General features: G+C 59.1%; 14 protein-coding genes. 2 read left to right on the forward strand and 12 right to left on the reverse strand.

The features are described from left to right. The first annotated feature begins 250 nt into the window (after nucleotides 1–250). Nucleotides 251–1669, forward strand: a complete 1419-nt coding sequence (locus PCPL58_RS17040) for an MFS transporter (RefSeq protein WP_044308370.1) — start codon at nucleotides 251–253, stop codon at nucleotides 1667–1669. A gap of 22 nt (nucleotides 1670–1691) precedes the next feature. Here PCPL58_RS17040 and PCPL58_RS17045 read toward each other — a convergent pair whose 3' ends face one another. The 5 genes from PCPL58_RS17045 to PCPL58_RS17065 all read right to left on the reverse strand — a co-directional run bounded on the left by PCPL58_RS17045 (nucleotide 1692) and on the right by PCPL58_RS17065 (nucleotide 8285). Further along, the gene (locus tag PCPL58_RS17045; protein ID WP_003367262.1) at nucleotides 1692–1916 is read right to left on the reverse strand and encodes a DUF6555 family protein; all 225 of its coding nucleotides are present in this window, start codon (nucleotides 1914–1916) and stop codon (nucleotides 1692–1694) included. A 736-nt stretch (nucleotides 1917–2652) separates the two neighbouring features. Beyond that, the gene (locus PCPL58_RS17050) at nucleotides 2653–4479 is read right to left on the reverse strand and encodes a glycoside hydrolase family 15 protein (protein ID WP_065349989.1); all 1827 of its coding nucleotides are present in this window, start codon (nucleotides 4477–4479) and stop codon (nucleotides 2653–2655) included. After that, nucleotides 4472–5272 carry an SDR family oxidoreductase gene (locus PCPL58_RS17055; RefSeq protein WP_058397301.1) on the reverse strand — a complete coding sequence of 267 codons (801 nt, stop codon included), beginning with the start codon at nucleotides 5270–5272 and terminating at the stop codon, nucleotides 4472–4474. Before PCPL58_RS17055 ends, PCPL58_RS17050 begins: the two co-directional genes overlap by 8 nt. 66 nt (nucleotides 5273–5338) lie before the next feature. Further along, entirely contained in the window at nucleotides 5339–6376 is a 1038-nt protein-coding gene (locus PCPL58_RS17060) for an NADP(H)-dependent aldo-keto reductase (protein WP_065349990.1), read from the reverse strand. Nucleotides 6377–6473: 97 nt separating this feature from the next. Continuing rightward, nucleotides 6474–8285 (reverse strand): ABC transporter ATP-binding protein, encoded by a 1812-nt coding sequence (locus PCPL58_RS17065; protein ID WP_065349991.1) that lies wholly within the window; start codon nucleotides 8283–8285, stop codon nucleotides 6474–6476. A gap of 88 nt (nucleotides 8286–8373) precedes the next feature. Here PCPL58_RS17065 and PCPL58_RS17070 point away from each other — a divergent pair, with 88 nt between their 5' ends. Beyond that, nucleotides 8374–8799, forward strand: coding sequence for a DUF1810 domain-containing protein (locus PCPL58_RS17070; protein WP_065349992.1), 426 nt, complete (start codon nucleotides 8374–8376; stop codon nucleotides 8797–8799). 7 nt (nucleotides 8800–8806) lie between these two features. Here PCPL58_RS17070 and PCPL58_RS17075 read toward each other — a convergent pair whose 3' ends face one another. The 7 genes from PCPL58_RS17075 to PCPL58_RS17105 all read right to left on the reverse strand — a co-directional run bounded on the left by PCPL58_RS17075 (nucleotide 8807) and on the right by PCPL58_RS17105 (nucleotide 17405). Further along, entirely contained in the window at nucleotides 8807–9877 is a 1071-nt protein-coding gene (locus tag PCPL58_RS17075; protein ID WP_065351073.1) for a DUF1615 domain-containing protein, read from the reverse strand. Between the two features lie 87 nt (nucleotides 9878–9964). Then, nucleotides 9965–10873 carry a glutaminase B gene (glsB, locus tag PCPL58_RS17080; RefSeq protein WP_003367254.1) on the reverse strand — a complete coding sequence of 303 codons (909 nt, stop codon included), beginning with the start codon at nucleotides 10871–10873 and terminating at the stop codon, nucleotides 9965–9967. A gap of 70 nt (nucleotides 10874–10943) precedes the next feature. After that, complete coding sequence (locus PCPL58_RS17085; RefSeq protein WP_003367253.1) at nucleotides 10944–11759, reverse strand: class II aldolase/adducin family protein; 816 nt, start codon at nucleotides 11757–11759, stop codon at nucleotides 10944–10946. An 866-nt stretch (nucleotides 11760–12625) separates the two neighbouring features. After that, on the reverse strand, nucleotides 12626–15028 hold the full coding sequence (locus tag PCPL58_RS17090) for a TonB-dependent receptor plug domain-containing protein (RefSeq protein WP_065349993.1): 2403 nt from the start codon (nucleotides 15026–15028) through the stop codon (nucleotides 12626–12628). A gap of 281 nt (nucleotides 15029–15309) precedes the next feature. Then, nucleotides 15310–15711, reverse strand: a complete 402-nt coding sequence (locus PCPL58_RS17095; protein ID WP_044308364.1) for an ExbD/TolR family protein — start codon at nucleotides 15709–15711, stop codon at nucleotides 15310–15312. 1 nt (nucleotide 15712) lies between these two features. After that, nucleotides 15713–16441 carry a MotA/TolQ/ExbB proton channel family protein gene (locus PCPL58_RS17100; protein ID WP_044308363.1) on the reverse strand — a complete coding sequence of 243 codons (729 nt, stop codon included), beginning with the start codon at nucleotides 16439–16441 and terminating at the stop codon, nucleotides 15713–15715. A 130-nt stretch (nucleotides 16442–16571) separates the two neighbouring features. Continuing rightward, complete coding sequence (locus tag PCPL58_RS17105) at nucleotides 16572–17405, reverse strand: energy transducer TonB (RefSeq protein WP_065349994.1); 834 nt, start codon at nucleotides 17403–17405, stop codon at nucleotides 16572–16574. Nucleotides 17406–17500: the final 95 nt, after the last annotated feature.

Consider the following 17500-nt stretch of genomic DNA (forward strand, 5'->3'; position numbering starts at 1 on the left):
GTTGATACATCATTGCTGGCGTCATGCCTGCTGTTTTTCGCCTGCCTCTCTGCCTGACTAGGTCATCACTGCGCCGTTCTCATTTCCACGTAATTCCATCGCTTTAATGGATCCGATATAAAAAATCGAAAAATTGATCCGGTAAACAATTTTTCATCTTTTAGAGCTTGATAACCGCATTAAAAGACCAATGATTACAAATTGTAAGGAGTAGTATTCAGGCCTTAACAAGAACTCAGGATGGCCATCCATGACCTCATTACCTCATGCCGAGGCAGCCGCGAACGAGCCGTTGCGGGCAGCGTATATCTCGGCGCGCATTGACCGACTGCCTGCGGTCGCGACTATCTGGCGACTGGTCGCCCTGCTGTCTCTCGCCGGTTTTTTCGAGCTTTACGACCTGTTCCAGACCGCTTACATCAGTCCCGGCCTGATCCGCGACGGGATCTTCGCCACAGGAAGCCAGGGTCTGTTTGGTTTCTCCGATCAGGCGGCCTTCGCCTCGGCGACCTTTCTGGGGCTGTTCTTCGGTGCCAGCCTTGTCAGCCCGATTGCCGATCGTTACGGACGCCGTGCGATCTTTACCTTCGCGCTGATCTGGTACACCGTGGCCACCGTAATCATGGGCCTGCAAACCTCTGCACTGGGCGTGATAGGCATGCGCTTCGTCGTGGGTATCGGCCTGGGGGTCGAGCTGGTCACCATCGACACTTACCTGTCGGAACTGGTGCCCAAGCGCATCCGCAGTTCGGCATTCGCCTTTGCCTTCTTCATTCAGTTTTTGTCAGTCCCCAGCGTTGCGCTGATGTCGTGGTGGCTGGTGCCCCAGGACCCTTTCGGTTTTTCCGGCTGGCGTTGGGTAGTGATCAGCAGTGCAGTCTTCGCCCTGTTTGTCTGGTGGCTGCGCTCGGCGCTGCCGGAATCGCCGCGCTGGCTGGCGCAGAAGGGACGCTTCGATGAAGCCGAGCGAATCATGGACGGCATTGAGGCACGCTGCATCAAGGACCACGGCAAACCACTGGATGAGCCTGAACCGGAAAACGTAGCGCTGTCAGGCAACGGCCGATTTGCCGACATGTGGCAGCCACCCTATCGGCGCCGCGCGCTGATGCTGATTGTGTTTCATGTGTTCCAGGCCATCGGCTTCTTTGGCTTCGGCAACTGGCTGCCTGCCCTGCTCTCGGGTCAGGGCCTGAGCGTTACTCACAGCCTGGGGTATGCGTTCGTGATCACGCTGGCTTATCCGCTGGGGCCGCTGCTGTTCGTGAAATTTGCCAACCGCTTCGAAAACAAATGGCAAATCGTCGGTTCGGCGTTGGGGGCGATGATTTTTGGCAGCCTGTTCGCCTTTCAGACCAGCGCGGCAGGACTGATTTTCTGCGGGATCATGATCACGTTCTGCAACGCATGGCTGAGCTTCAGCTACCACTCGTATCAGGGTGAGCTGTTCCCAACCAACATCCGCGCCCGCGCGGTAGGCTTCTGCTACTCGTTCAGCCGACTGTCAACGGTGTTCAGCAGCCTGCTGATCGGGATATTTCTAGACCACTTCGGCACGCCGGGCGTGCTGGCCTTCATCGTCGGCAGCATGTTGATCGTGATCGTCACCATCGGCCGATTCGGGCCACGCACACGCAATCTTGCGCTGGAGCAGATCGCTCACCGGTGACAGGGTGCAGGGTTGAGTGGGTTCAGGCCTGAGCCCACTCAACGTTGGTGACACCAAAGTGCTCGGCATAGGGTTTCGATACCCGAGCGACCTTCTCCAGTCGATATTTCGGTATGCGTGCGAGACCTGCATCGACACTTGCGTGGTGCCATGCTTCAGCGTTATCCATATTCTCGGTTCGTATATAAAAGCTCTTGAACGAACCATTCAGCAGATAATCAATGCGGTAATGCTTTGGAAGTGCCATTGAAAGTCTGATCCTTTTTCAGCAGTGACTTGAAGTATAGGTGACTCTATTCGTGGCGAAGAAATTCATTATTTTTTTGATGTCTGCGACCAATGAACTCTTCTTTTGGCTATATCTGTGGATCCCAACCGCCTGGCAAGTCGTTTGGGATTTGCCCTGTCGGCACATAACTCGCGCTTGATCTCCACACACCGGCGCTTTCAGGATCCCCTGAAGCACGGACGTTGCAGTGGGTAACGGCGCGCCGGCCAGTTGTCGACCAGTCCGATCTCCTGCCGCACACGCTGGTGAGCGGCACGCTGGCAGATGAGTTCACGGGGCGCCAACCCGCCATCACCGTCGCCGCCGCGAGGTTGGCGAAGGCCTGCAGAGTATCCAGATGACGCTGCCGAAGCTCGCGGGGGTCCAACGAATCCAGGAGCGGCCTTCGGCAGACAGAATCACTGCTTAACTACCGGCCCTTCGCGCCGCGCATGGCTGATAACTTTGAAGTTGTACTGCGCGATCCGGTTACTTGATTGAACCATGAATCAATACTTGTCGCAGCGTAGAAAGTGTCAGACAACCGAATGGTATAACGCCCCCGGCGCGGCTGATGGGTTGATAGCGTTTAGCTCATGATTCAAGTAGTCAATATCGGCCATCGTTTCAAAACCACCGGCCGAAAGAACAGCCGGTGGCATTATTCATTGCGACAACGTGGAGCCGCTTGTGATTGATGCGTTTCTGTACCTTTTCAGGGCTGCCAAAGCGCCTGCCCGCCGCCCAGTTTGCGGTCCAGAAAACTGGCCGCACTGATCAACGCCAGATGGCTCAAGGCCTGTGGCGTATTGCCCAGATGATGAGCATGCGCGTCGAACTCTTCGGCGTACAAGCCCAACGGATTGGCGTAACGCAGCAACTGCTCGAACTCCAAGTGCGCCTGTTCGACCCGACCGGCGCGAGCCAGACATTCGACGTACCAGAACGAGCAAGCCACGAAGGCGCCCTCCTCACCTGCCAGGCCATCATCATGATCGTCGTCGTTGCGGTAACGGAACACCATTCCGTCACGCACCAGCGCGGCCTCAATGGCATCCAGCGTCGCAAGCCATTTGGGATCATTGGCACCGACGAAGCGCACCAACGGCATCAGCAACATCGAGGCGTCCAGATTGCGACTGCCCTTGTGCTGCACGAAGTGCCCCAGGTCGTCGTTCCAGAAGTTCTCCCAGATATCGTTGTGGATCTCCTCGCGCACCTTGGTCCAACGCTCGAACGGCCCCGACAGTGAACGCTTGAAGGCCAGACGCAGTGCCCGGTCCAGCGCTACCCAGCACATAAGCCGGGAGTGCAGGAAGTGCTGATCGCCGCCGCGCATTTCCCAGATGCCCACGTCCCTGTCGTTCCAGTGCTCGCACACATAGTCGACCTGACGCACCACATGTTGCCAACCGTCGTGCGAGATGGCGTCGCCGTACTTGTTGGCCAGGTACACGGCATCCATCAGCTCACCGTAGATATCCAGCTGAACCTGCTTGTACGCTTCGTTGCCGATGCGTACCGGCTGCGCACCGCCGTAGCCGGACAAGTGATCGAGATTATCTTCCGGCAGCTCGGCGTGGCCATCCAGCGCATAGAGAATGCCGAGTTTCTCGGTCTGTTCGCAGCAGTCATCCAGTCGCCCACGCACCCAGCTCATGAAGGCATTGGCTTCATCGGTGTACCCCAGGCGCATGAACGCATACACGGTGAACGACGCGTCACGTATCCAGGTGTAACGGTAATCCCAGTTACGTTCGCCGCCCTCGGTCTCCGGCAGCCCGAACGTCGCGGCCGCGACAATACCGCCATGCTTGCGCGAGGTCAGCAGCTTGAGCGCCAACGCCGAACGAGTGACCATTTCACGCCAGCGCCCGGTGTATTGCGATTGCCCTGACCAGCGCCGCCAGAACTTCAAGGTGTCATCGAAATAACGCGAGCATTTGCCCGCAGCAACGTTCGGATCGTCAATTCGGCCAAGGATGAACTCGATGGTCTGGCCCTTGTGCATATGAAATTCGGCCACGGCGTCGTGCTGCTCGAGACGCAACGGCGTCGCCGCCGACAGGCGCATGCCCGGTTGCCCGGCGGCTTCGAAACAGATGTCCTCACCCTCGACCCGCGCGGTGGTGTCGGCGCGGCTGTAATCCATGCGCACTCGGCAGCGCATGCGCAGCGTGGCTTCGCCAAAGCGCACCTGAACGCGGCGCACGATGCGCGGCAGATCGTCCTTGTCCTCGCCGATCGGCATCAGGTCGGTGACTTCCACCACCGCGTCCTCGGAAATCCAGCGGGTTTGCAGGACGTTGGTGTCCGGCAGGTAGATTTGCAGCCGCCTGGCGTCAGGCAGATCGGGCGCCAGCTGAAAGATCCCGGCGTCGGGCGTGTCCAGCAGCGCGGTGAAAATCGACGGGCTGTCGAAGTCCGGCCAGCAACAGAAATCGATACTGCCTGTGTCGGCGATCAGGGCAGCACTGCGCATGTCGCCGATGATGCCGTGATCCTCGATACGGTTTTGCGCCTCTGCGGAAAAATCAGCCATTGCCTCGGAACTCCGGATAGAGGGTCATGCCCCCGTCGATGAACAGGGTGGTGCCATGCACATAATCCGAGGCATCGGAAGCCAGCCAGAGCACGGCATTGGCGACATCTTCCGGCTCGCCGATACGACCATAAGGGATCAGCTTGAGCATTTCCTTCTCTGCGTCGCCCTTGCGTGCATCGGCATTGATCGGCGTACGGATGGCACCTGGGGCAACACTGTTGACGCGAATTTTCAGCTCGCCGACTTCCTGAGCGATGCTGCGCATCAACAGGTCGACGCCGCCCTTGGACGCTGCGTAATTGACGTGCCCGGCCCATGGAATCAACTGGTGCACTGAACTCATGTGAATGATCTTGCCCATTGCCCGCGACACACCGGGGCGCATGCCCTGCTTGATGAACTGGCGCAATGCAGCGCGGGCGCAGAGAAACTGTCCGGTCAGGTTGACGTTAATGACGGTATTCCAGTCTTCCAGCGTCATGTCGACGATCGACGCGTCCTTCTGCAAGCCGGAATTGGCGACCAGAATATCCACGGCGCCGAAATGTTCGATGGTCTGTGCAAACAGCCGCTCGACGTCTTCTTCTTTCGAAACGTCGGCACCCACAGCCAGCGCCTTGCCCCCGGCCGCGCGAATCTCTTCGGCCAGCTTCTCGGCAGGTTCAGGCTTGGAGTTGTAGTTGATCACGACGGCGGCACCGGCCTCTGCCAGCGCGCGCGCGGCACCTGCGCCCAGACCGGAACTGGCGCCGGTAACGATTGCGACTTGTTGCTTGAGTGAGATGTGCATCAATTTCAGCCTCGGAGTAAGCGTATTAGTGCTGACTGGCGAGGCTGAAATTAAGTTCAGTGCAGGTTATGGCGCGGGGTTTGGCTGCGAGGTGTGAATGGCCTCGATACCGGCGATGACTTCATCGGACAGCGTGACGTCGATGCTCTCCAGATTGATCTTCAGTTGATCGAGTTTCGTGGCGCCAATGATGTTGGTGGTCACGAACGGCCGACTGGTCACGTAGGCCAGCGCCATCTGAGAAGGATCCAGACCATGCTCGCGGGCCAGCGCGACGTACCTGGCTGTAGCCGTGACGGCCTGCGGATTGTTGTAGCGCTGAAAACGCTCGAACAGGGTCAGACGGCCATCGGCCGGACGTGCGCCATCCAGGTACTTGCCCGCCAGCACACCGAACGCCAGTGGCGAGTACGCCAGCAGGCCGATCTGTTCGCGAATGGCGATTTCCGCCAGACCGACTTCAAACGTGCGGTTAAGCAGGTTGTAGGGGTTCTGGATCGAGACGGCACGTGGCAGATCGAGGGTTTCGGCAAGGTGCAGAAAACGCTGAGTGCCCCATGGCGTTTCGTTGGAGAAGCCGAAGTGGCGAATCTTGCCCGCCTTGACCAGATCGCCCAGTACCGACAGAGTCTCTTCGATTTCGACAGCCTGATCATCCGGGTCGTGGGTGTAACCGAGTACGCCGAAGAAGTTGGTCTTGCGATCCGGCCAGTGCAACTGGTACAGGTCCAGGTAATCGGTATTAAGGCGCTTGAGGCTGGCTTCCAGCGCCGCAGTGATGTTCTTGCGGTCGAGGCGCGGATTGCCATCGCGGATATGATCCATACGACCTGGACCGGCGACCTTGCTGGCCAGTACCCAGTCGTTGCGGTCGCCGTACTTCTTGAAGTACTCGCCGATGATGCTTTCGGTCTTGGTGTAGGTCTCGCCACGCGGCGGCACCGGGTACATTTCTGCGGTGTCGAGGAAGTTGACCTTGGCATCCTTGGCCATACGAATCTGTTCGAATGCTTCATCCTGGGTGTTCTGCTCGCCCCAGGTCATGGTGCCCAGACAGATCGCGCTGACCGACAGATCGGTTTTGCCCAATTTACGAAATTGCATCGATGTCTCCGTTTGATTCAAAAAGATACAGCCTGAAACAGGGCTCCCATAAAACGCCGACTGGTCATTCACTGCAACACTTTTTATCCGGTTTCACCTAGCGATAACCCTGCGCCTGCAGATCGAACAGCGCGGCGTAGCGCCCTGCGGTGGCGATCAGGCTGTCATGATCACCGCGTTCCAGCACCCGCCCGTGCTCCAGCACCACAATGTGTTCGGCGTTGCGCACGCTGGAAAACCGATGCGATATGAGTAGCGTCATGCGCCCTTTGGCGTACCCGCGAAAATGCTCGAATACTGCCGCTTCTGCGCCTGCGTCCAGCGCGGCAGTCGGCTCGTCGAGAATCAGGATATCGGCGTCGCGGCGCATGTAAGCGCGTGACAACGCGATTTTCTGCCATTGCCCGCCGGACAGCTCCTGACCTCCCGCAAACCAGCGACCCAATTGTGTGGCGTAGCCTTTATCGAGCTGTTCGATGAACTGCGCGGCCATGCCCTGCGCCGCCGCTTCGCGCCAACGGCCTTCATCATGGAAGGCCTGAGTGTCGCCAACGCCGAGGTTCTCGCCGACCAGAAACTGATAGCGAATGAAGTCCTGAAAAATCACGCCGATGCGCGAGCGCAAGGCGTCTTCATCCCACTCCTGCAGGTCGCTGCCGTCCAGCAGAATGCGGCCTTGATCAGGTTGGTAAAGACGCGTCAGCAGCTTGATCAGGGTGGTTTTTCCCGAGCCGTTCTCGCCCACCAGGGCCACGCTGCGCCCCGGCGCCAGGTGCAGATCGATGTTTTCCAGTGCCGGACGGCTGGTCCCCGGATAAGTGAAACTGACGTTCTCGAAGCGCATGCCATCACCGGGCTGCGCGCCCACGGTCAGGCTGCCGGCAGACGGCGTAACTGGCTGACCGAGGTAGACATACAGGTCGGCCAGATACAGCCCGTCCTCGTATAAACCACTGATGGCGCTGAGACTGCTGCTTACTGCGGCCTGCCCCTGCTTGAACAGCACCAGGTACATGGTCATCTGCCCCAGGGTGATCCGCCCGTGCACCGCATCGACCACCACCCAGGCGTAGGCCAGGTAAAACGCAGCCGTGCCGAGCAGGCCGAGCAGGAAGCCCCAACCATCACGGCGCACCGTCAGGCGCCGATCTTCGGCATACAGACGCTCGAAGGTGTCGCGGTAACGCTTGAGCAGCAGCGGCGCGAAGCCGAACAGCTTGACCTCTTTGATGTAGCCCTCGTGGGAGAGCAGTGTTTCGATGTAGTTCTGCCGACGGGTTTCCGGAGCACGCCGGGTAAACAGGCGGAACGCGTCGCCGGAAAAATGCGCCTCGGCAAAGAACACCGGCAATGCGCCGAGCACCAGAATCAGCAACGCCCAGGGCGAGAAATGCACCAGCAGTACGGCAAAGCTGATCAGCGAAATGAGGTTTTGCAGCAATCCCAGGGATTTGGTCACCAGTGCCAGCGGCCGTGTCGAGGCTTCACGCCGGACGCGCACCAGCTTGTCGTAAAACTCCGAGTCTTCGAACTGCGACAGCGACAGGGTCTGGGCCTTCTCCAGAATCAGGGTATTGACCTTCTGCCCCAGCAGCACCCGCAGCAACGCCTGCTGCACGGAAAGCCCGCGCTGTGCTGCCGCGAGCAGAGCCAGCACACCGGCTTCGAACAACACATAGCGCAACACCGGCCACAACGGTGCTTCGCCTGCGCTGGCGTGCAACTGCATGGCAGCGACCACCGCATCGACGATGCGCTGGCCTAACCAGGCGGCCAGCGCCGGCAGCAAGCCGGCGATCAGCGTGGCGACGATCAGGCCGATGGACAGCGCTCGGGAAGTAGTCCAGACCAGATGCATCGCGCGCAAGGCCTGGTGCATGAACGAAATGAAACGCTTGAAAACCGGCATACGCTTAAAAACTCTTCAGACAGGTCGAACCCCCATGTCGGGCGGCCATCATACGACCACAGGTTCGTTGAAAAACAGGAAACTCATCATGAAAGATGCTTACAACCTGCAACGCTTTGTCGATGCCCAGCAACCGCTGTTCCAGCAGGTATTGACAGAACTCGAAGCCGGGCAGAAACGCTCCCACTGGATGTGGTTCATGTTCCCGCAGATCCAGGGGCTGGGGCGCAGCGACACGGCGCGACACTACGCAATCACCGACATCGACGAGGCCCGGGCTTACCTGCAACATCCTGTATTGGGCCCGCGTCTGGAACAGTGCGCCGGCATCATTGCTCCTCAGGTAGAACGTTCGGCACGACAGATCTTCAGCTCGCCTGATGACATGAAACTGCATTCGAGCATGACCCTGTTCAGCATCGCAGCGCCTGAGCGACCTGTGTTTCAAAAGGTGCTGGATACGTTTTTCGAGGGCAAGCGGGATGCGATGACGGTGAAACTTCTGTCACGTTGATTCAAACTCACTTCGGTGCGCGCTGTACGCAACGCTCGCGTCGGTCGTCGACACGTTCGGCAAACCAGGCGGTGGTAAGGTTACGGGTGATTTTCGGGCTTTTCAGGGTGATGCCGGGCAGGATCGCTCTGGGCAACGGTTTGCCAGCTGCCCTGTCCGCCAGTGCGAATACCTTGCTACACAGGTCGGTCTCCTCGAATTCCAGCGTGTCGCCCTGCTTGAGCTGGCTCCATATCTGCGACTTGTTCATGCCCAGTCGATCGCCAAGGGTGCGCACCGCAAGCTCGGTGGAGCCCGGCGAGGTGGAGTCAAAGCGGATCAGATCGCCATCCAGCGCCAGCTCGATGCCGGTCGCCCGACTCACGGCATTCTGGAAGGCAGCATTGCGGCTTGCGTACCAGCCGGCATTGAAGTCGGCAAAACGGTACAGCGACTGGGTGTAGTTGACCGGATAGCCCAGCAGGTGGGCAATACCGAAGTACATGCCGCCACGGCGGGTGAAGACTTCGCGACGAATCGAACCATCGACCGTGTAGGGGTAATCCTCGGCGTGTTTCTCGGCAAAGGCGATGCTGACCTGCATCGGCCCGCCGGTCTTGACCGGATTGAAGTTGCCGAACAACGTCTGCCCCAGCGGCACCATGCCGATGAAATCATCGAAGATCGCGCTGAGGTCTTTCTCGGTGCGCGCAGAGTCGAGGCGTTTGCCGTAAGTCTTGCCGTCCGGCGAGCGCACGCGCAATGCGGTGGCGATCAGCGCATTGGGAATGTGCAGCCGCGCCGCGCGGCGGTTGATTTCGGCGCGGGCGATGCGGCCCATGTCCGGCACCGCTGGATCGACCTGAAAGGTCGACTCCTGCTCGGTAACGGCCATCACCGAACACAGGTTTTCGGTGGTCAGCGGGATCTTCTGCGCAGCAAACGCGGCATGAATATCCGTAGCCCACGCCTGGCGATCCGTCACATTGGCAGGCATCAGACGCACGATCTGCGCACGCGCCTGTTCAGGCGTCAGTTCGGGTTCCTGGACGCCCTGCGTGCCACAGCCTGCCAACACCAGCAGCCCGACGCTCAGCAGGAGCGATTTGCATAGCCTTCGATTCAATCCATGACTCCTGTCTGGTTCGCGCTTCGACGCGCTGTTCACTTCAGAAGGCTTTTTATCTCAAAAGACCGACCAGTCGACCCGCGCGCTGAGTTTCTCCAGCGCAGCCATACCGACAAGGGAATTGCCCGCTGCGTTCAACTCCGGGGACCATACACAGACCGAAGCACGTTCGGGCACGATCGCAACGATACCACCGCCTACCCCGCTCTTGCCCGGCAGGCCTACGCGATAGGCGAAATTGCCGGCTTCGTCGTACAGGCCGCTGGTGGCCATGATCGAGTTGACCTGGGTGGCCTGTCGCGCCGTAAGGACCTGCTCGCCGCTGTGGGCGCAAAAGCCCTGATGGGCCAGAAACCCGAACGCCTTGGCCAGGTCGATGCAGTTCATGCTCAGCGCACAATGATGAAAGTAGCTGCGCAGCACGTCTTCCACATCGCCGTGAAAATTATCGAAGGATTTCATCAGATAGGCCGCCGCAGCATTGCGCGAACGGTGCTGGTATTCGGAGTCAGCGACTTTGGAGTCGGAGGTGATCGCCCGATTGCCGCACAGGCGTCGAACGAAGTCGCGCATTGACAGTGACGGTGCTGCAAACCGCGCCTGGTTGATGTCGCAGATCACCAGCGCACCGGCATTGATGAACGGGTTGCGCGGCCTGCCCTGCTCGAATTCCAGTTGCACCAGCGAGTTGAACGGCTGGCCGGAAGGCTCGTGCCCGAGGCGCTGCCAGATCTCCTCGCCCGAGTGACCGATGGCTTGTACCAGGCTGAACACCTTGGAAATGCTCTGTATCGAAAACGCTGTTTCGGCGTCACCGGCGCTGAACACCTGACCATCGTTGCCGTACACCGCGATGCCCAGCTGATCTGGCCGGACCTCGCCCAGTGCCGGGATGTAATCGGCTACCTTGCCCTGACCAAGCAAAGGTCTTACTTCATCGAGGATTTCGTTCAGCAGGTCTTGCATGTGTGCGCCCCTTGTTTTGGCTGCGCACACTACACCAACCTCAAGCGCCTCGCATCACTGCGTTGCAGGCTCAGGTCTTGTAGTCGGTGTCGTTACGCTCCAGCTCGCGAATCAGGGCATTCCAGTGCCGTGCGACACCCGGCGCATGCCCGTCCTTGATGGCCTTTGCCTGCTGCTCCACCCTGGCAATGACCTCGCGCGGCGGGAACACCAGTTCGGCGTTACCCGCCGACTGCGCTGCAATCTGAATATTGCAGGCGTACTCGAGGGCATGAAGCTGCTGGAACGCATGCTCGACACTCACCCCGCCGGTCAGCAATCCATGGTTGCGCAGGATCATCACGCTTTTGTCACCCAGGTCGGCGACCAGCCGTTCGCGTTCACTCAAGTCCAGCGCAATGCCTTCATAGCCGTGGTAAGCCACCCGGCCGGAGAAGGCAATCGAGTGCTGAGAGATAGGCAGCAGCCCGTCCTTTTGGGCCGACACGGCGATACCGTCACGGGTGTGGGTGTGCAGCACCGCTTGCAGGTCGTGGCGCGCAGCATGAATGGCGCTGTGGATCACGTAACCGGCGTAGTTGATACCCAGCCCGGTGGGGTCATCGACAATCGTCCCGTCAATATCGACCTTGACCAGGTTGGACGCGGTGATTTCATCGAACAGCAGCCCGAACGCGTTGATCAGAAAGTGCTCGTCGGGGCCCGGCACGCGTGCCGAGAAATGCGTATAGATATGATCGGTCCAGCGCTTGAGCGCCGCCAGCCGATAGGCCGCCGCCAGCTTGACCCGGACTTCCCATTCCTCCGGCGACACTCTGTCGCGCACGCTGCCGCTACCCGACGGCGTCGTACCTGAGTGGGCTGGCAAAGCGCTAACGTTGCTCATGGTATTGCTCCTGGATGACTGCTGACTGATCAGCAAGACTAGGCGCATGGGGATTCAATTAAAAATCACATTTACTTCTAAGCTAATTATAAAAAATGAGAATATTAAAGTCTGTCCTGCTACCGGGTTTGCATGTGTCCACGAGGGTCTATTAATGTTCCTAAAGGCTATTTAAATAAATTTTTATATAGCGATATGCTCCAGCATTGGCACCCCCCCATGGAGCATCGCATGTCCAATACCGCAAGATTTCTGCTCCGTATCAGTCGCGTCACAGCGGTCGACGCTCCGCGTCACACAGCGGTTTTTTGATGTCAGGTAGATTGGGGTTCGACTCAGGTCACCTTTTCGCCCCTCGGCGAGTCACTTTGATGGGGCCAAAGTGACCAAAGCCCCTGGCTCCGCTTTCGGCCCGACTTCGTCGGATTCCTTCGCCCTGTCACTTACGTCGCAATTTGCGTCGTCAGTGCCATCGTGGTTGAAAAGCGCTTTTGCGGCAGTGGCTGCGCTTTTGACTATCGTTCCTCACGCTCCGCGTGGGAATGCAGTTCGTGACGCTCTGCGTCACACGGCGGTTTTTCTTTGTCAGGTGGATTGGGGTTCGCCTCAGGTCAGCTTTTCGCCCCTCGGCGAGTCACTTTGATGAGGCCAAAGTGACCAAAGCCCCTGGCTCCGTTTCCGGCCCGACTTCGTCGGGTTCCTTCGCCCTGTCACTTACGTCGCAATTTGCGTCGTCAGTGCCATCGCGCCAAAAAAGCGCTTTCGTTTATGTGCAGTGCCCAGGAGCAAGGCATAGCGTCGTGTTGCAGCATCACGAGCTTTATGCAAACGCAACGTATTGGAACGACAGTCAGCGGCAAATCGCGCTACCAGTTATACGTCACCTTGCCGTAGTAATAAGCGCCGCTGTACCCGTAGGGAGAGAATGTGCTGTAGGCCAGGTTGCCGCCGCTGGAGGAGAAGTCGTTGAGCTTTTCCGGGTATTTGTCGGTGACGTTGTCGCCGCCCAGGGTGAAGACCCAGCTCTTGAGTTTGTAGTCGACCGCCAGGTCCAGCAGCCAGGCGGCGCTGAAGGTCTGGTCGTTGACCTTTTCGGCCTGATAGCTGGTGAACTCGCCGTAGCGGACCAGGTTGGAGTGCAGCGCCCAGTTGCCGAACGTCAGGTCATTGCCCAGTGTCAGTTTGTGTTGTGGCGTGGTGTCACCCAGCAAACCGATGCGCTCCCTACGATCTACCCGCACCAGATTCACTCCCAACTGATCGAGAATCGCCGGGTTGGCCTTCACGTCGGTGACTTTGGTGTGGTTGTAGTTGTAACCCACCGTGCTGTTCCAGCGCACACCGTTGTCGAACTGGTAGCGGTAATTGGCGACCAGATCGACGCCATCGGTGCTGGTGTCCGTGGCGTTGGTGAAATAGCGGGCACTGGTGTAGTTGATATCGCCTACGCCATTACTGCGCAGGTAATTGATGGCGGTGTTATTGAGCACCAGATTGGAGGACAGCGAGATACGGTCCTGAATGTCGATGCGGTAGACGTCGGCAGTCACGGTCAGGCTGTCCAGCGGCTGGAGTACCAGGCCCAGGCTGTAGTTGCGGGACTTTTCCGGCTTGAGGTCTTCGGCACCCAACAGTTGTGCAACGTTACTGCCAGCCGGAAACGTGCCCGCTTCCTGGATGGTGTTGCCAATCAGTTGCGACGACGTGAAGGTAAAGTTCTGTTGCGCCAGCGAAGGCGCGCGGAAGCCTGTCGATACGCTGCCTCGCAAGGCCACCTGCGGAGTGAAATCGTAGCGCGCTGAAAGCGAACCGCTGACATTGGAACCGAAATCGCTGTAGTCCTCGTGGCGGACGGCAGCCGACACACCGAGCTTTTCGGTCAGATTGGTTTCCAGGTCCAGGTACTGTGCGAAGTTATGCCGCGAGTAACTGCCTGCATCCGCCGCGCGGAAACCGCCCAGCCCGGAACTGCCGGTCTGGAAATACGACTCCGCCTGCCCTGCCTCGATCTGATAGCCCTGACGCAGGTATTCCGCGCCAAACGCAACCGATACCGGATAAGGCAACCACGCTGCATTGAATTCTCTGGAAAGGTCGAGGCTCAGTTGCTTCTGATCATTGGTCAGCGTGCCGTTGTAGAACGAACGCGGCGTGTTCAGTCCCAATGAGGTGTTGATGGTTTTGGTGCGCAGCTCATAAGCGTTTTTGCCATAGTTGGCAGACACGTCGTAGTGCCAGTCATACGCCAGCTCTCCGCGCAGGCCAGCGACCAGCGAGGTGTCTTCGAGCGTGCCGTTGATCAGCGGCAGATAGCCGTTGGGATAAATCGCTGCAATGTTATTTGAAGCATTGCTCGGCCGATAGAACGCGGCGGTTTCGCCACGCCGCTTGCTGTAGCCCCCGAAACTGTAGAACTCCGCCGCGTCATTGAAGCTGTATTCAGCGTTGTACTGCAGCTTGCCCTCGTGCGTCTGCGGCTCACCCTGGCGGAACACCTGCTGACCGTAAGTGGTGGACCCGATACTGGACGCTCGAAAGTCGTCATCGGCGCGGTTGGTGTAGTCGTTGTTGGCCCCTTCACCGGAAAGGTTGAACGCGCCATTGTCGCCCAAGGCAAAACCGGTATTGCCCGACACTTGGCGCTGGATACCGTCGCCCTTCTTGTATTGGCCGTACTGGCTGGAAATCGACCCGCCATGGTCGGCGCTCTTGAGAATGATGTTGATCACCCCGGCGATGGCGTCGGACCCGTAACGTGCCGACGCCCCGTCGCGCAGGACTTCGATATGGTCGATGGAAGACAGCGGAATGGCATTCAGGTCGGCAGGTGCCGAACCACGTCCGACCGCCCCGCCCAGGTTGACGAAAGCAGATGTGTGGCGGCGCTTGCCATTGACCAGCACCAGCACTTGATCCGGCGACAGGCCGCGCAGTTGCGCCGGACGCGTCAGCTCCGCACCGTCCACCAGGCTCGGCCGGGGGAAATTGATCGAAGGGATCAAACGTGCCAGCACGGTACCCAGTTCGCTGGAGCCGGAACTGCGCAGGCTGTCACCGGATATCACATCGATGGGCGAAAGAGAGGCGCTGGCGGTACGCTCCTGCGCACGGGTGCCGGTGACGATCACTGTACCCAGGGTGGACGCGCCCTGAGTGTTTTGCTCATCTGTCGCTTCTGCGCCGAATGCACTTGCACTGATGCCCGTGACGCTCAGCAAATTGGCTGAAAAAATCGCCGAGGCCACTACACTGCGTTTGAAATACCCCATACCACTACCCCTTGAAAATCCCTGATCCAGAAACTCTGCTCTGGTTACAACGAGCGATCCGTGCGGCGGACGGTGGCGATCATTACGGTGTCTGATTGATGTTCCGGTGACCCGATGCGTTATAGCTTAATGAACTTGATTTAAATATTTAAATATCAATAACGAATAAGCATCTGCATTTGTGTCAGTACTGAAAAATGCCTGCGATGCAGACAAAAAAAGGCCGCACCTGCCTGAGGATGCGGCCCAAAACCGTTGAAGCTGTAGGTGGTATAAATCTGTTACCTGGCAGTGATCACCGACAATTTGGTAATCCCCGCACGCTCAATGGAGGCCATGGCGCGCGCGACTTCCCCGTAGTTGACGCCATTGTCCGCCTGCAATTGCACGCGTACGTCAGGCGCCTTTTCCTTGGCCGCCTTCAGGTTGGTTTCCAGCAAGTCCGGCTGGATTTCGTCCTTGTTGATGAACAGCTTGCCCTGCCCGTCGATACTCACCACCAATGGGTCTTTCTGCTCCACCGGAGCGACCGAGTCGGTCTTGGGCAGGTTGATCGGGATTGAGTTGGTCAATAGCGGCGCGGTGACGATGAACACCACCAGCAGCACCAGCATCACGTCTACCAGCGGCGTGACGTTGATCTCGCTCAGCACTTCATCGGTGTCTTGCGTGGAAAAAGCCATCTCAGGAGGCCTCCTTCACGTTCTGCCCGGCGTGCGCGCCCGCAGTGCCGGACTTCAATACCGGATGCAGCAGCACCCGGAAGGCGCTCTTCTGCGCCAGGCTGTAGAAGTCGTGGGCAAAGTCATCCAGATCGGCAGCGGTCAGTTTCAGGCGTCGCAGAAAGTAGTTGTAGACCAGCACTGCAGGCACTGCGACGGCAATGCCGACGCCGGTTGCCACCAGCGCCGCGCCGATCGGCCCGGCCACCGTTTCCAGGCTTGCCGAACCGGCCACACTGATGCCCTTGAGGGCTGACATGATGCCCCAGACCGTACCGAACAGACCGATGAAAGGCGAAGTGCTGCCGATGCTGGCGAGGATGGCCAGACCGGTTTCCAGCGAGCGCCGCTCGCGGACGATCTGCTGACGCAAGGCGCGCTCAAGGCGGTCCTGATGGTTGATGGACTGACTGAGGTCATTGGCCTGCGCGCCATCCGGCACCTGAATGGCGGCGTAACCGGCCAGGGCGACCCGAGCGGCAGCGCCCGGTTGCTCCTGGGCCAGCTGAGCGGCGGAATCCAGGCTAGATGCGGCCCAGAACTGTTTGTGGAACTTGCGATCCTGAGACTTAAGGCGCGAAAACTGCACGCCCTTGAGCAGGGCCAGGCCCCAGGTAGCGACGGAAAAAATGACCAGCAGCCAGATGACCGCGTGTTCGATGGATTCAAAAGGCGAAGCAATCAGGTTCATGGCGCAGCTCTCTCTAAACAAAGTCTGAACAAGGCATGGGGTGTGTCGCGATGCGCCTTTGGTTCAGGTAGCTCGCCAGGTCAATCGAATAGCCGGGTTTGGTCTTGAAACGTTATTTGATCTTGAATCCTTATTTGATCCTGAAATCAATGGGCACGCTGACCCAGCCATCCTGGGCTACATCGCCCTGCCTGGCCGGAACGAAACTCCAGCGTTTCACCGCCGCCAGCGCGGCATCGTCAAGCTGGTCGCGACCACTGCTCTTCTGTATCTGAATCTCGCCGGGCTTGCCGCTGGCCAATACATGTACGCGCAACAGCACAGTGCCTTCCCAACCGCGACGCATGGCCAGCGATGGGTATTCCGGGGCCGGGTTGCGCAGGTAGCCCGCGCTGGCCGAGGCCGGGGTTACCGGCTTTGGTGCCGGCGGAGCGGGTGGCGCAGGCGCAGCGACAGGGGCTGCAGCCACCGGAGGCGCGGGTGGCTGCTCAACCGGTTTGGCCACTGGTTTCACGGCCGGCTTGACCACCGGTTTGGGCGGTTGTGGCTTGGGCTTGGGAATCGGCTTTGGCGGTGGTGGCTTGACGGCCAGTTCGTCCTCGACCGGAGGCGGCGGTTCGACCACCGGCTGCACGGCAGGCTCGGGCGGTGGCGGCGGTGTTTCCACAACCGGTGGCGCAGGCTGGGAAAACTCGATGGTCATCGGCGGAATTTCAGGTGGCACCACTGGCAGTGTCGGCGTCGGGTTCTGGCTCAGCCAGTAGATGACTGCGCCATGAAATACCAGCGCCAGCGCACCGAGCAAAATGGCTTCGCGCCGCCCGAGAATGGGCTTGGGGGTGCGTTGCAGCCGCGATAACGCCAGTGGCGCACGGAAAGGACGCCCCAGATCGACCAGGTCGCCACTCGGCGTCTGGCGCCAAGGCACATCATGTGCACTGGCTGCGGTCTGGACATTGCCCATTGATACACTCCTGCATTTTCATGATAAAAATCCAGGTTCTGTTGGTATCAGTCACCTTCCTCAGGCCGATATGGCGAGGCAATCATCGCCGAAAG

The organism is Pseudomonas cerasi, assembly GCF_900074915.1.
In the GTDB taxonomy this organism is placed as follows: domain Bacteria; phylum Pseudomonadota; class Gammaproteobacteria; order Pseudomonadales; family Pseudomonadaceae; genus Aquipseudomonas; species Aquipseudomonas cerasi.

Excerpts from the sequence above, each read along its gene's own strand:
- PCPL58_RS17040 (WP_044308370.1), top strand. The coding sequence starts at position 251 with ATGACCTCATTACCTCATGCCGAGGCAGCCGCGAACGAGCCGTTGCGG.
- PCPL58_RS17045 (WP_003367262.1), bottom strand. The coding sequence starts at position 1,916 with ATGGCACTTCCAAAGCATTACCGCATTGATTATCTGCTGAATGGTTCG.
- PCPL58_RS17050 (WP_065349989.1), bottom strand. The coding sequence starts at position 4,479 with ATGGCTGATTTTTCCGCAGAGGCGCAAAACCGTATCGAGGATCACGGC.
- PCPL58_RS17055 (WP_058397301.1), bottom strand. The coding sequence starts at position 5,272 with ATGCACATCTCACTCAAGCAACAAGTCGCAATCGTTACCGGCGCCAGT.
- PCPL58_RS17060 (WP_065349990.1), bottom strand. The coding sequence starts at position 6,376 with ATGCAATTTCGTAAATTGGGCAAAACCGATCTGTCGGTCAGCGCGATC.
- PCPL58_RS17065 (WP_065349991.1), bottom strand. The coding sequence starts at position 8,285 with ATGCCGGTTTTCAAGCGTTTCATTTCGTTCATGCACCAGGCCTTGCGC.
- PCPL58_RS17070 (WP_065349992.1), top strand. The coding sequence starts at position 8,374 with ATGAAAGATGCTTACAACCTGCAACGCTTTGTCGATGCCCAGCAACCG.
- glsB (WP_003367254.1), bottom strand. The coding sequence starts at position 10,873 with ATGCAAGACCTGCTGAACGAAATCCTCGATGAAGTAAGACCTTTGCTT.
- PCPL58_RS17085 (WP_003367253.1), bottom strand. The coding sequence starts at position 11,759 with ATGAGCAACGTTAGCGCTTTGCCAGCCCACTCAGGTACGACGCCGTCG.
- PCPL58_RS17090 (WP_065349993.1), bottom strand. The coding sequence starts at position 15,028 with ATGGGGTATTTCAAACGCAGTGTAGTGGCCTCGGCGATTTTTTCAGCC.
- PCPL58_RS17095 (WP_044308364.1), bottom strand. The coding sequence starts at position 15,711 with ATGGCTTTTTCCACGCAAGACACCGATGAAGTGCTGAGCGAGATCAAC.
- PCPL58_RS17100 (WP_044308363.1), bottom strand. The coding sequence starts at position 16,441 with ATGAACCTGATTGCTTCGCCTTTTGAATCCATCGAACACGCGGTCATC.
- PCPL58_RS17105 (WP_065349994.1), bottom strand. The coding sequence starts at position 17,405 with ATGGGCAATGTCCAGACCGCAGCCAGTGCACATGATGTGCCTTGGCGC.